Consider the following 14,586-nt stretch of genomic DNA (forward strand, 5'->3'; position numbering starts at 1 on the left):
TTCTCTAGAGCTAAACTTAATTTAAGTGTGTTTCAACTCATACTTCAATGAGTAAACAGAAATTTTAAATTACGTGTAGTGAGTTATCAAATTCTCAGTATGGCAAACCTGATACTTGCTCATTGAGGACACGTTATCGTATGATATCAATATTCTCAAAAGTTAAAATTTTGGCTATTTTTTCCAAAATTTCTACTAAGTTCTCAATCGTCAGATTAAAGATACGAGCTAATTTAGATATAGCAGGAAAGTCAACTGTTGTCGTTTTCTGACGACGCGCATAGCTTGTAACTCTGCTGCAAATTACCCCACAATGGTCAGAAGCTTCTTTTAGTGACCACACTTTCACTTGTGCTTGACAAAACGAAAATGTATACGTATTACCGTAGCTTTCTCGGTCTAGCCAACTCTCACGCGATCGCGACAATTAGCTGAAATCTAGAAACCTAAAATCTGCTGTTTATTTCACATATTAGCAACATCAAAAGCAAAAACCTCTGTTCTTAGATCCTCTAAAATAACTCACTAATCGCCAGTTTGCAAACCTAGTTATATTTGTGATAACTGAGTTAGAAAAAGCGAGTGGCTGATGAAAACAGTGCTTTAAGTAGAAGTATTCGCACAAATAAGACTTGTATACCACCGGGAAAACCCTACTTTAAAGAGATCGTAAATTGTCAAATATAATCTCATGAACACGCTTTACAGAACTATACAGCGTAAATAAGAATAATAACTTAACCGAAGTAAAATTTTCCTGAATACAGCCAATTAATGCCGTCATAAGGAAAAGCAGTGAGTAGAGGAGAGAGAAAGCGATGAGGGACCCTTATCTGTTGGCAGCAGGCTTGTTAACAGGATTAGCAATACCAGCATCGGCTCTTCCACATCTGTCGATTGTCCTGCCACAAAGTTCTAGATTCCTGTGGGATTTAAAACAAGGTTCGCAGACAATAGTCAGTACAAAAATTATCAAGAGCGTCGACCTTTCCTTACCCGAACTCAGCTCTCAAGCGTTCCAACCCCTAAAAAGTTCGCAGCCAATAGTAAGTGAAAAAAACGTCCCTAGCGTACAAGAATTCAGCACTCAGGGATTACCAGTATCAACAGAGTCATCACTTAACCCCAGCACCCAAGCAACTAGCCTCTTATTGACATCTGGAAATCAACTTTACTACCAAAGATTGGCAGCTCTGAAAACAGGTCAGATTTATACACGCGTAGATAGTGATAATTTGCAATCATTGTGGGAGTCGATCAAGAAACGTCAACTAACTTATGACGACTGGAAAAGTTTATTAGCTTTAGAAGCTAGAGCGATCGCTCAAGGTCAAGGTGCCAATCATCTAAGTATTTTAGTTGGTGATTCTTTGAGCATGTGGTTTCCCAGAGAAAAACTGCCTGCTGGTAAATTGTGGCTCAATCAAGGCATATCTGGAGATACTTCTAGTGGCGTTTTAAAAAGATTAGGGGCATTTTCAGCAACACGACCAGATGTTATTTACATTATGGCTGGGATTAACGACCTACGAAAAGGCGCTAGTGATGAAACAATTTTGCATAATTATCGCCGGATTGTCCGGCGTTTACGCCAGACTCACCCCAAAGCTCAAATCATTGTCCAATCAATTTTGCCTACTCGTCTACCAAAAATTTCCAATAGCCGTATTCGTCACCTCAACATCCAACTAACCGCGATCGCTAAACAAGAAGGTGCTAATTATCTCAATATTTATAGCTGGTTTACGGATATGGAAGGCAATTTGCGCCCAGAGTTGACCACAGATGGCTTGCACCTGTCTCAAGAGGGATATGATGTGTGGCGAACGGCACTACAGCAGATAGAATACACACTCACTCAGCGTGAGAATTGAGCGATCGCTTTGCTGACACTTAAAGCGATGTCTACGATGGGCTGCGCCTACGCAATTTTTAAATTTATGGAAGTTAGCGATACTGATGCCATCAACATACGTTCTGTAATTGAATACCAATTAGCAGCCTTTAAAAAAGATGATGCCCAAGGCGCTTTTGCCTTTGCTAGTCCGGCGATTCAGGCGCAATTCGGAACACCAGAAAATTTTATGCAGATGGTAAAGACAAGCTATCCAGCAGTATACCGTCCTCGTTCTGTATTTTTTGAGAACATAACAACCATCCAGGGAAACATAACTCAACCAGTGCTGCTACTTGCTCCTGATGGAGTCCCCTTGAGGGCTTTATATTTTATGGAAAAACAGCCTAATAATATCTGGAGAATTAACGGTTGCTTTCTAGTTTCTCTAAAAGGTAAATAAACTCTATATTTATAGAACTAAAATCCTATACTTTAACGCCCAAGGCTTCCCTATTTAAAACCTGATTTAACTTACCGCTACGATAACCTTCTAAATCTAAGGTTACGTAGATAAATCCAAAATCTTGAAATGCCGAAACTAGTGTTTGTAAATCGTTAGTTAATACAAACTCTTTGATTTGTTCTGGTGGTAATTCAATACGTGCTGTATCCCCTTGGGATCGCACGCGCAAATTCTGCCAGCCTAGCTTTCGCAGATAAATTTCTCCTCTACCAACTCGTTGCAACTTAGCGACAGTAATTTCTTCACCGTAAGGAAACCGGGAACTGAGGCAAGGTTGAGCAGGTTTATCCCACCAAGGTAAACCGAGTTGTTGCGAAAGTTGGCGAACTTCAACTTTGGTGACACCCACTTCTGCTAAAGGCGATCGCGCCCCTCTTTCTTTAGCCGCCTGAATTCCTGGGCGATAATCATGCAAATCATCAGCATTCACCCCATCCACCACGTAAGGATAACCCAACTCTAAAGCTAAAGGTTTGAGAGTGTCGTGCAACTCACTTTTGCAAAAATAACAGCGGTTAACCGGGTTAGAAGTGTAATTGGGATTTTCCATCTCGTCAGTCTGGACGATTTTATGAGAAATCCCAATTGTTGCAGCTTGAATTTTGGCGTCTTCCAATTCTTCTGGTAACAGTGAAGGAGAAACAGCCGTGACAGCCAAAGCGCGATCGCCCAACACATCATAAGCAATTTTGGCAACCAAAGTGCTATCAACGCCCCCAGAGTAGGCAATCAACGCCTGCTCCATTTCTGTAAATAAGGCTCTTAATTGCTCAAATTTTTCTGTCAGCATCATTTCCCAATCCTGCCAAAACCTTACAGCACCCAATCATTTATATTGTAGTCATTAGTTATGGAGCATTGGGCATTGGGCGTTAGGAGTGCTGTTAGCGTCAGCGGGGCGTTTAGCCCGTGCTGAGTTAGGAGTTAAGAGTTAAGAGTTAAGAGTTTTGTTTATCTCCTTGTCCCCTTGTCCCCTTGTCCCCTCATCTCCTCATCTCCCTGCTCCCCTGCTTTCTCGTCTCCCCCTGCCTCTCTATATTGGCGGTTTGCTGTACTTAGCCACCAGACTGGCTAAAAGTGGTAAATCAATTGGTTTAGAAATATAGTCATTTACTCCAGCAGCTAGACAGGTTTCGCGATCGCCTTTCATCGCCATTGCTGTTTGAACAATTACCGGAATCGTCCGATATTGCTGATGTTCTCGCAGTTGTTGTACCAAGTTAAGACCATTTCCATCTGCCAAACAAACATCCATTAAAATTACCGCTGGATCTAACTGTGTTAGGGCTTCCCACATCTCGTCAGCATTCTTAACCCAAGTTACTTGATATCCCAATTTTTGTAGATAAATTTGCATCAAATCAGCATTGGGTAAATCATTTTCTACCAGCAAAATTTCTACAGAGGAACTAGGTGTCAAAGGCAGAGGAAATGAGGGAAAATTTGTTTCTCCTGCTTCCTCATCTACCCTCACTGCCATCTCTTGCTTAAGAGGAAGTACAAGAGTAAAACGGGAGCCACGATCTATTTCAGATTCAACTTTCACCCAACCACCGTGAATTTGGGCGAGTTTCTGAGTCACTGCTAAACCCAAACCAGTACCTTCAATACCATCTGCTACGGCCTTGGCAATTTGGAAATATGGCTGAAACAGTTGAACTTGGTCTTCCTGGGAAATGCCAGTGCCAGTATCCCAAACTGTAAAATGCACAAATACACCTTTGGAAGCAATCTGTAAGCCAACACTTCCAATACTTGTAAACTTTAGGGCGTTGAAGAGTAAATTCAACAACATTTGCTTGAGTCGTAAGGGGTCAGCTACTAAGGTTTTAATATCGGGTTCAAGTTCTAGGCACAGTTTCAAACTTTTATTAGCAGCTTTCTCTTTCACCAATGCCAGAACATTGTTACACAACAGTGGGACATCTACTGTTTCCCACTGTACTTCTAGCTGATTTGCTTCAATTTTAGAGAGATCCAAAATATCGTTAATCAGAGCTAGTAAGTGTTTACCGCTAGACTGAATGATATTTAAATACTCTTGCTGCCGTTCTTTAGTTGGTTCGTACCCTGGAGCTAAAAGCAGATGGGTAAACCCAATAATGGAACTAAGCGGTGTACGAATTTCGTGGCTGGTGTTTGCCAGAAACTGATTTTTCAGTTGATTGGTGCGCTCCAATTCTTGATTAGAATTACTTAACTGTTGACACCGTTGCGGCCAAGACAGGATGTGTCTAAGTTGTACCAAGGCTGTAGTACAGCATTTGGCAGACCTTGTTATCAATTGCGATCTGAGTTGAGCTTGCGATTCTATGAACGACTCATGATGAGAACTTAGGGGCGCTGTGGCAAGAATTAGCCAGCCGATAACGCTGCCAGAATCATCCGCCAACCGCCAAACACTCGGTAGTTGCTGATTCTCAAGCTGTTGTAAATCTTCAATTTTTATGACTTCTTGCAATCTCAACAGCAGCTTTTTTTCTGCTGTCAGCACTTCTAGAAATAAAGGTGGTGAATTTGGGGATGGAGAACCAGAAACATAGCAAACTGTGGCAACAGTTTCTTGTGGTTGACACATAGCGATGCCTACGGCACATTCTGTAAGTGCCAGATTACTGCTGTGAATAGCACTGTTAATCTCGTTAACCACGGTTTGGAAAATTTCCGCTTGTGCTGCTTCTGGCTGTGGGACAGTGTTACAAGCAGAAAGCAAGCAATCATTAAGGCGACTTTGCAACTGGTTTAAGCTGCTCTCCAGCCACAGCTGCGCGCGAAGTTGCTCAATTGTTGTCAAAAGTTTAAGTTTTGGCGTTGCATCTATCAGTGATTTCTGGTCTGGTAAGCTTGAATACTGCTGCATGGTCAACTAGACCGCTGAACAAGTTTAGCTACGCATAAAAATCCCAACAGGATTTTATGTATATTAACGGACAATTCTTTTTTATTTATAAACGATAACTTATGTTGTTATAAACCATAACTTATGATGTCGAGTTTAGCAGCTAGTCCAAAAAAAAATTATTGTATGAACCTAACCTAAAATTTTTTCAACGCAACTGAAAACTTATGGATGCACAATTCGCCCAACTAATCGTGAATGGGATTGCGGTGGGGAGCATTATTGCTCTAGCCGCAGTCGGACTGACTCTTACTTATGGAATTTTACGGCTATCAAACTTTGCTCATGGTGACTTTCTCACTTTAGGAGCCTATCTAACTTGGCTGATAAACACCATTGGAGTCAATATTTGGCTGTCGATGATCCTAGCGGCGGCGGGAACGGTAGCAGCAATGCTGTTATCGGAAAAGTTACTGTGGTCAAAGATGCGCTCTATCCGTGCTACTTCTACTACGCTGATTATTATTTCTATCGGACTTGCCTTATTCATTCGCAATGGGATTATTTTTATCTGGGGTGGCAGGAACCAAAATTATAATTTACCTGTTACTCCGGCTTTAGATATTTTGGGTTTAAAGATACCGCAAAATCAATTATTGGTATTAGGGTTGGCGGTGCTAGCAATTTTGGCGCTGCATTATCTGCTGCAAAATACCAAAATTGGTAAGGCGATGCGAGCAGTTGCCGACGATCTGGACTTAGCTAGAGTTTCAGGTATCAATGTTGACCGAGTTATTTTTTGGACTTGGGTAATTGCTGGCACGATTACGTCATTGGGCGGCAGTATGTATGGGTTAATTACAGCTGTGCGTCCGAACATGGGTTGGTTCTTAATATTACCATTATTTGCCTCAGTAATACTTGGTGGAATTGGCAATCCCTACGGTGCGATCGCAGCAGCTTTTATCATTGGCATCGTCCAGGAAATCAGCACTCCTTGGCTGGGTTCACAATACAAACAAGGTGTAGCACTGTTAATCATGATTTTGGTGCTGCTCATTCGCCCCAAAGGTTTATTCAAAGGAACGATTTGAGCAGCACCACTCCACTTCTAATTATTCAATAATGTGGAAATACCAGGCTGCTACCAGGAAATTGATAGCTAACAAGAATATTGCCCAGCCTGTGCGATAGGCGTAGGGAGGTTTAGCTCCACTGTCGGCAACTGGTAAATCTGTAGGATTCTTCGTTGTTTTAGAGGTCATAATCCGATTCTCCTAATGTCATGACTTTTAAAGAAATACCAAACTGGTGTACCAAATACTCAAATTCTTTAAGAATATTTGTGTGAAGTTGGGAATTGGGCATTGGGAATTGGGAATTGGGCATTGGGCATTGGGCATTGGGCATGGAGAAGAGACAAGGAAGAGGGGGGAGACAAAGGAGAAACTTGTCCCCCTGCCCCTCTGCCCCCCTGCTCCCCCCACTCCCTACTCCCCAATCCCTACTCCCTCCTCTCCAGCATGGTAAGAACTGCGAACCAGAGGCCCAGAACGAACATGGTTGAATCCCATTTCCCATGCTAATCTGCCAAGCCGATCGAATTCCTCTGGAGTCCAATATTTTTGGACTGGCAAATGTTCTAAAGAAGGACGCATATACTGCCCGATAGTCAAGCGATCGCATCCCACAGCCCTTAAATCAGCCATTGCTTCGATAACTTCATCAACTGTTTCTCCGTGTCCCAGCATCAAACCTGATTTGGTGGGAATTGTCGAATCGATTTCTTTAACCATAGCCAGCACCAAGAGCGAGCGATCGTACTTGGCTCCCCGGCGCACTGGCCCAGTTAACCGCCGCACTGTCTCAATATTGTGATTGAAACAAGCTGGTTTGGCTTTGACAATCATCGCTATCCGCTGGCGTTGACCTTCTTCTCCAACACCAGCACCACCCCAAAAATCTGGGGTCAGCACTTCTATTTGAGTCTCTGGATTCAATTGGCGAATAGTCGCGATCGTCTTTACAAAGTGCCCTGCGCCCCGATCGGGCAAGTCATCACGGGCTACAGAAGTCAGCACCACATAACGCAATCCCAAAAGCTGCACCGCCTGGGCAACCTTTTCAGGTTCCTCTAAATCAAGAGGCATTGGTGCATGACCTTTATCTACTTGACAGAAAGCACAAGAGCGTGTGCATGTAGGCCCCATTAGCAAAAAAGTTGCAGTTTTTTGGGCATAGCACTCCCCTCGGTTAGGGCAGCGTCCTTCTTCACAAATCGTGTGAATTTGGCGCTGCTTAATAATGCGTTGTACGGTAGAGATTTCACTGGCTTTACCAATCGGGCGACGTAACCAGCTAGGCATTGCCTTAATTTCAGACTTTAGTTCGGCTTGTTGTGACGAAATCATAAACATCCAAGCAAGATGCGGATATAGATGTAGTGGTCGGTTGATTAAATATCACAATGACACAAATTTAAAAGAGCACGAGCAAAAGTTTTGCAAAACACCTCTAACAATGTCATTTATACCGAAATATACTATCCCCCAATTGCTAGAAATTATGTATATAGTGGGAGGATTCTCAAGGACAATCGGCAAAGCCGCTATTTACACTTATAGTTTCTGTTAGAGCAAACAGTCGTGGCAAGCAACAAGATTTTAGTTATCGATGACACTACAGTTGTCAGGGTAAAAGTACGAGAAATGTTGCCTCCGGGCAATTTTGAGGTACTAGAAGCAAAAGACGGTGTGGAAGGACTAAATTTCATCCTTCAGGAAAAACTCAGCCTGATTATGCTGGATTTTCTGTTACCTAAAATGAGTGGCTGGGAAGTTTTCCAGAAAGTTCAAGCCGATCCAGAGTTAAGGAAAATTCCTTTAGTGATCATGTCTGGTCGCAAAGAAGAGGTGACTGAGAAAATCACAGAACCATTTGAATATTTTGAATTTCTGGGCAAACCTTTCGATCAGAAACAACTAATTGGTGCAATTAAGCTAGCTATGGCCAAGGCAAAACAGCCACGCCCAGAACTAGTGGCAGTAGGAGCAGCGGTTGCTGTCAAAAATGGCACAGTAGCAACCTCTGGTGTCGCCAATGGTACGGTAGTAGCTCCTAGCGTTGCAAATAGCGTCACAGCCCCCAGCATCACAACCCCCAGTACTGGAGGAGTCTCCGAGGCAGAAATTAATGCATTGAATGAGAAAATTGTCAAAATGCAAGCAGAAATTGATGGTTTGAAGAAACAGCTTACTCAGGTTGTGACTTTTATTAAACAAAAAATCAAGTAGTATTTGTGCTCGTTATTATTATCGCAGCCAAAAATACACCATCTATACTGGTGTCCGATTAAAAGCGGATAAAAATAGTTAGTTCAAAAACACTTATGTTGATAAATCATCATTATTTAGTGAGGTACAGCTTGACCTAAGCTCGGTAAAGCTGTACTTTATCTTCCCTCTTAGTAAGTTCAAAGAAGGGTTGTGTTGAGATTTCGATATGTACTTCACTTGATGAGAAAACATACAGTTTAAGATTCAGATATTTAGTAATAAAAATATATTACAAGTCACATTTTCTAATACAAATTAAACAAAAAAATCCTCTTTCATGATGAGGATAGTCTTTGCGCGGGAATAATAAGCCATAGAAACAATAATTATGAGCATAGTCCGCAATGTTAGTAGTATTAGATACATTATATTCGTTTCCTGGTTATCGCATTACTGAACAAATCTACTCAGGCAGTAAAACTCTAGTTTATCGAGGTATTAGAGAAGAAGACCAAAAATCAGTCGTTCTCAAATTGATGCGGAATGAATATCCTACCTTTGCAGAAATAGCTCAGTTCCGAAATCAATATATCATCACCAAAAACCTCGATTTTCCTGGCATAGTCAAAACCTATAGCTTAGAAAATTACCGTAACAGCTATGTTTTAGTGATGGAAGACTTTGGTGGCATTTCCCTCCAAAACTGGCAAATAGATGACAAAGTAAAAAAGGAAAACTGGCTTTCCCTGAACGAGTTTTTCCACATTGCGATTAAAATTGCTTCTACCCTGGAAAGACTGCATCGCGATCGCATCATTCACAAAGATATCAAGCCTGCCAACATCCTCATCAACCCTAGCACAAATGAAATCAAACTCATCGACTTTAGTATTGCCACCCTTTTGCCAAGAGAAATTCAATTTCTCACGAATCCCAACATCTTAGAAGGTACCCTGGCTTACATTTCCCCAGAACAAACTGGAAGGATGAACCGAGGTATTGACTACCGCACTGATTTTTATTCCCTCGGTGTCACCTTCTTTCAGCTCCTCACCGGACAGTTACCTTTCACCAGCAAAGATCCGACGGAGTTAGTTTACTCTCACATTGCCAAACAACCGCCAAGAGCCAGTCGGATTAACTCCGATATTCCGCTAATTTTGTCTGACATCATCAGCAAGCTGATGGCAAAAAATGCCGAAGACCGCTATCAGAGTGCTTTGGGGTTAAAGCATGACTTGGAGGTGTGCCAAAGCCAGTGGCAAGAAACAGGAAATATTGCACCCTTTAAACTCGGCGTGAGAGACATCTCTGACCGTTTTGTAATCCCTGAAAAACTCTATGGTCGCCAAAGTGAAGTTGAAACTCTACTTGCTGCTTTTAAGCGTGTGACAGACGGGGCAACAGAAATGATATTAGTCGCAGGTTTCTCTGGCATTGGCAAAACTGCCGTGGTTAATGAAGTCCACAAACCTATTGTGCGGCAGCGTAGTTACTTCATCAAAGGAAAATTTGACCAGTTTCAACGTGACATTCCTTTGTCAGGATTAGTGCAAGCCTTTCGGGACTTAATTGGGCAACTGCTCTCAGAAACTGATGCTCAAATTCAACAATGGAAATCCAAAATTCTGCGGGAATTAGGTACACAAACACAGGTGATTATTGATGTCATTCCTGAACTCGAACAGATTATTGGTAAACAACCTCAGGTTACAGAACTCTCTGGCAGCGCTGCCAAAAATCGTTTCAATTTATTGTTTCAAAAATTCATCCAAATCTTTACAACTAAAGAACATCCCCTAGTTATCTTTCTCGATGACTTGCAATGGGCAGATACAGCTTCTTTGAAATTAATTCAGTTATTAATGTGTGAAAGTATGTTGTCTTCTATTTCAGAAGAGACAGAACAGATGCGTGAAACAAAAGGGGGTTTCTTATTAGTTGGTTCCTATCGAGATAATGAAATTTCCAAGGCACATCCGCTTTCTTTGACATTACAGGAGATTCAAAAAGCAGGAGTAATCATTAATACAATTACTTTAGCACCTTTAAATCAAGGCGATTTAAATCATCTAATTGCTGAGACACTTCATTGTCCAGAATTGGTTGCTGTTCCTCTCACCCAGATGGTGTTTGCTAAAACTAAAGGCAACCCCTTCTTTTCTGTTCAATTTCTCAAAACTTTACATGATGATGGGCTAATTGTATTAAATTTTGATGCTGGTCATTGGCAGTATGATATTTCAAAAATCAAAGATTTAGCTCTTACAGATGATGTAGTAGAATTTATCGCCCTGCAAATAGAAAAATTGCCAATATATACCCAAAAAGTTTTGAAACTAGCTGCCTGTATTGGAAATCAATTTGACTTAAAAACTCTGGCGATCGTTAATGAAAAATCTGTAGTAGATACAGCATCAGACTTGTGGCAAGCGTTACTTGATGGGCTAATTTTACCACAATCTGAAAATTACAGCATTTTTTCAAAAGATAATACTAATCAAGAATTCATTGTTCATGGAATAGAATCTACACAATGTTCAAATTCTAATTTACAGCTACCCAAGTATAAATTTGTCCATGATAGAGTGCAGCAAGCCGCTTATTCTTTAATTCCTGAAGAACAAAAAAAGCCAATTCACTTAAAAATTGGGCTACTGTTATTGAACAATATTCCTGTTGCAAAACAGGAAGAAAAGATTTTTGAGCTTGTCAATCAGTTTAATATCGCAGTAGAATTCATCTCCCCTCAAGCTAAACGAGATGAACTGGCCCAGATGAATCTAATTGCTGGACGTAAGGCTTTAGCATCAACAGCTTATCCCGCCGCTGTTAAGTATTTAACTATCGGCATCCAATTGCTCGCAAGTGATAGTTGGGAGACTAAATATCAACTAATCCTAGCTTTGTATGAGACAGGAGCAGAGGCTGCGTATCTAGCTGGCGACTTTAGGCAAATGGAGCAATTAGTAGAAGTAGTGTTGGCACGAGCAAAAACACTGCTAGAAAAAGTAAAAGTTTATGAAGTCAAAATTAAAGCTTATGGAGCGCAAAACCAAGCACTAGAATCTGTCAGGACTGCACTAAGTGTTCTAAAATTGTTGGAAGTTGAGTTGCCTGAAAATCCTAGTCAGTCAGATATTCAGCTAGCGATCGCTGAACTAACATTAAATTTAAATGAAAAGCGGATTGAGGATTTAATTGATCTGCCAGAAATGACGGCAGAACAAACATTGGTAGTTATGCGGATTCTATCGAATGCGCTTTTTTTTGCCTATGCAGTTACTCCTGAACTTTTTTTCCTGATTGTTCTTAAACAAATCAACTTATCGCTCAAATATGGCAATGCCCCCTTGTCTGCCTTTGCATACGTTCTTTACGGAACGATCCTCTGTAGTGAAAAGGGAGATATTCAGTCTGGCTATGATTTTGGCAAACTGGCTTTAAGTTTGGTGGCTAAGTACAATGCTAAAGAAGTTGAAGCAAAAGTTATGGAGGTATTTCATGCAGGTATCCGTCATTGGAAGGAGCATCCTAAGGAAACATTAAATACTGTACTAGAAGCTTACTCTCTAGCGATAGAAACAGGAGATTTAGAATTTGCAGCTTTATTTCTTCAGTTTTATTGCTTCTGTTGTTATTCTATTGGTAGAGAACTTACAGGGCTGGAACGCGAGATAGCAAACTACAGCAATGCTTTGAAGCAAATCAAGCAAGAAAGAGCGTTTAACTGGAATTGTATCTATCAACAAAGTGTCTTAAATTTACTGGGGTTTGTAGAAAATCCTTGTCGTTTAATTGGTGCAGCCTATGATGAGGAGAAAATGCTGCCACTGCATTTGGAAGCCAAGGATGGAATCGGACTTTTATATCTATATTTCCATAAACTACATTTATGCTACTTGTTTCAGCAGTTCCCTCAAGCAGCTGAAAATGCCACCCTAGCTGAAAAGTACTTAGATAGTGGTACAGGACAACTAGTTGTTCCTGTTTTCTATTTTTACGATTCTCTGGCCAAACTGGCGGTGTACGCCGATGCACCTGATTCAGAGCAAAAGCGTATTCTCGATCGGGTGCAAGCTAATCAGGAAAAGATGCAATATTGGGCATATCATGCCCCAATGAATAATTGCCATAAATTTTATTTGGTAGAAGCAGAAAGGTATCGAGTTGAAGGGAAATATTTTGAAGCAATGGAAGAATACGACCGTGCTATCTCCCTAGCTGAAGAGCATGACTACAAGAATGAAGTAGCTTTAGCTCAGGAACTTGCAGCTAAATTTTATCTAAAATGGGGCAAGCAGAAAATTGCCCAAACCTACTTAATTGATGCCTATTATGGATACGTTAATTGGGGAGCAAAAGCCAAAGTTGACGATTTAGTAAAACGCTATCCCCAATTACTCACTCCTATATCCCAGCAACAAAAACTGAGTATCCCTGCTAGCGAGGAAAGCGCTTCTTTCAATAGCATATCTATATCATCTTTATCTACTCTAAGTAATCAACAAACTGTTATTGGCTCGAAGACAAGTATTTCTGATTCTCTGGATTTAGCCGCATTCATTAAAGCATCTCACGCACTCTCTGGAGAAATCGAGCTTGAGCGACTACTTTCTACTTTAATGGAAGTTGTTATGGAGAATGCAGGAGCTTCTAAATGCGCTTTAATTTTGAGTGAAGGTGATAACTTAGCATTAACTGTCACAGCAGTTTGTTCAAGTTCAAATTTTGAGCATACCTATACTGAGTTTCCATCAACTTGCCTTGAATCAAGCTACGATGTTCCCATTACTTTGATTAACTATGTTAAACGCTCTAGAGAAATCTTGGTTATTGATGATCCAATAGCTGTTTCTTTTCTAGCAAGTGATAGTTATATCACTAGTGAAGAACCTAAGAGCTTATTGTCTATACCTCTTCTAAATCAAGGTAAATTAATTGGGATTCTTTACCTAGAAAATCGTCTGACAACAGGAGCATTTACACGCGATCGCATAGAAGTTCTCAAACTTCTCACCACTCAAGCAGCAATATCCCTAGAGAATGCTATTCTTTATAAAAACTTGGCACAAGCTAAAGAAAGCTTGGAGGAATACAACCATACCCTAGAGGGAAAGGTTCAGGAAAGAACCCAAGAACTCAATGACAAAAATCAATGTTTACAACAAACTTTACAAGAATTGCAAAGTACCCAAATCCAATTAATTCAAAGTGAAAAAATGTCTTCTTTGGGACAAATGGTGGCGGGAATTGCTCATGAAATAAATAACCCGATTAACTTTATTCATGGCAATATCAATCATGCTAGCGAGTATGTCCAAGAGTTGCTGGATTTGATAGTTATTTATCAGCAAGAATATCCCCATCCATCCCCTTTAATTGAAGAGAAATCTGAGGAGATTGACATAGATTTTTTATCAGAAGACCTTCTCAAGATTCTAGATTCCATGAAAGTAGGGAGTTCGCGTATCCGAAATATTGTTTTGGGCTTACGTAACTTTTCTCGCTTAGATGAAGCTGAAATGAAACCTGTAGATGTTCATGAGGGAATAGACAACACCTTAATGATTTTGCAGCACCGACTGAAACCAAATAGCAATTTACTAGAAATTGAAGTCATCAAAAAATATGGACAATTACCGGAAGTTATTTGTTACCCTGGCCAACTAAATCAGGTATTTATGAATATTCTGAGTAATGCAATTGATGCTTTAGAAGAGTTATTTATCATAGCTCATCCATCATTAATAAACGAGCGAGAAGAATTAACAAATGATATAGATACGTCACCGACTTCTCATCGTGTACGACAAATTCACATTTTTACTGAACTAACAAATTCTAATACGGCAATAATTCGGATTACTGATAACGGTTCTGGCATGACAAAAGCCGTGCAGCAGAAAATATTTGACCCATTTTTTACCACCAAGTCAGTAGGAAGTGGTACGGGTTTAGGGTTGTCAATTAGCTACCAGATTGTCGTGGACAAACACAAAGGTAGTTTAACCTGTAATTCTACACCGGGAAAAGGGACTGAGTTTACTATTGAGATACCAATGCAACAGTTAGAGGGTTAGATGAGTAATTGATCGAGTCCAAATCTAAG

At 40.6% G+C, this 14,586-nt stretch carries 9 protein-coding genes; 5 read left to right on the top strand and 4 right to left on the bottom strand.

Annotation, left to right across the window (positions count from 1 at the left end; all coding sequences use genetic code 11):
• The first annotated feature begins 818 nt into the window (after window positions 1-818).
• Window positions 819-1,874: an SGNH/GDSL hydrolase family protein gene (locus tag RMY64_RS08610; RefSeq protein WP_322699818.1), complete on the top strand. Its 1,056-nt coding sequence runs from the start codon at window positions 819-821 to the stop codon at window positions 1,872-1,874.
• 66 nt (window positions 1,875-1,940) lie between these two features.
• Window positions 1,941-2,297: a DUF4864 domain-containing protein gene (locus RMY64_RS08615; RefSeq protein WP_322699819.1), complete on the top strand. Its 357-nt coding sequence runs from the start codon at window positions 1,941-1,943 to the stop codon at window positions 2,295-2,297.
• Between the two features lie 25 nt (window positions 2,298-2,322).
• Here the strand turns inward: RMY64_RS08615 and larE are convergent, their stop codons facing one another.
• Window positions 2,323-3,153 (bottom strand): ATP-dependent sacrificial sulfur transferase LarE, encoded by an 831-nt coding sequence (larE, locus tag RMY64_RS08620; RefSeq protein WP_322699820.1) that lies wholly within the window; start codon window positions 3,151-3,153, stop codon window positions 2,323-2,325.
• Window positions 3,154-3,393: 240 nt separating this feature from the next.
• Window positions 3,394-5,220 (bottom strand): hybrid histidine kinase/response regulator HrmK, encoded by a 1,827-nt coding sequence (gene hrmK, locus RMY64_RS08625; protein ID WP_322672008.1) that lies wholly within the window; start codon window positions 5,218-5,220, stop codon window positions 3,394-3,396.
• Window positions 5,221-5,426: 206 nt separating this feature from the next.
• On the opposite strand from hrmK, the gene RMY64_RS08630 reads away from it, so the two are divergent.
• On the top strand, window positions 5,427-6,293 hold the full coding sequence (locus tag RMY64_RS08630; RefSeq protein ID WP_322672007.1) for a branched-chain amino acid ABC transporter permease: 867 nt from the start codon (window positions 5,427-5,429) through the stop codon (window positions 6,291-6,293).
• Between the two features lie 21 nt (window positions 6,294-6,314).
• Here the strand turns inward: RMY64_RS08630 and RMY64_RS08635 are convergent, their stop codons facing one another.
• Both RMY64_RS08635 and lipA read right to left on the bottom strand, forming a co-directional pair.
• A complete protein-coding gene (locus RMY64_RS08635; protein WP_322669294.1) occupies window positions 6,315-6,464 on the bottom strand; it encodes a photosystem I protein PsaX in 150 nt (49 codons plus the stop codon).
• A 225-nt stretch (window positions 6,465-6,689) separates the two neighbouring features.
• The gene (gene lipA, locus RMY64_RS08640) at window positions 6,690-7,610 is read right to left on the bottom strand and encodes a lipoyl synthase (RefSeq protein ID WP_322672006.1); all 921 of its coding nucleotides are present in this window, start codon (window positions 7,608-7,610) and stop codon (window positions 6,690-6,692) included.
• Between the two features lie 234 nt (window positions 7,611-7,844).
• Between lipA and RMY64_RS08645 the strand changes: the two genes are divergently transcribed.
• Both RMY64_RS08645 and RMY64_RS08650 read left to right on the top strand, forming a co-directional pair.
• On the top strand, window positions 7,845-8,492 hold the full coding sequence (locus RMY64_RS08645; RefSeq protein WP_322672005.1) for a response regulator: 648 nt from the start codon (window positions 7,845-7,847) through the stop codon (window positions 8,490-8,492).
• Window positions 8,493-8,878: 386 nt separating this feature from the next.
• The gene (locus tag RMY64_RS08650) at window positions 8,879-14,557 is read left to right on the top strand and encodes an AAA family ATPase (RefSeq protein WP_322672004.1); all 5,679 of its coding nucleotides are present in this window, start codon (window positions 8,879-8,881) and stop codon (window positions 14,555-14,557) included.
• The last annotated feature ends 29 nt before the right edge of the window (window positions 14,558-14,586 follow it).

This window comes from Nostoc sp. DedQUE08, assembly GCF_034530895.1.
Classification (GTDB): Bacteria; Cyanobacteriota; Cyanobacteriia; order Cyanobacteriales; family Nostocaceae; genus Nostoc.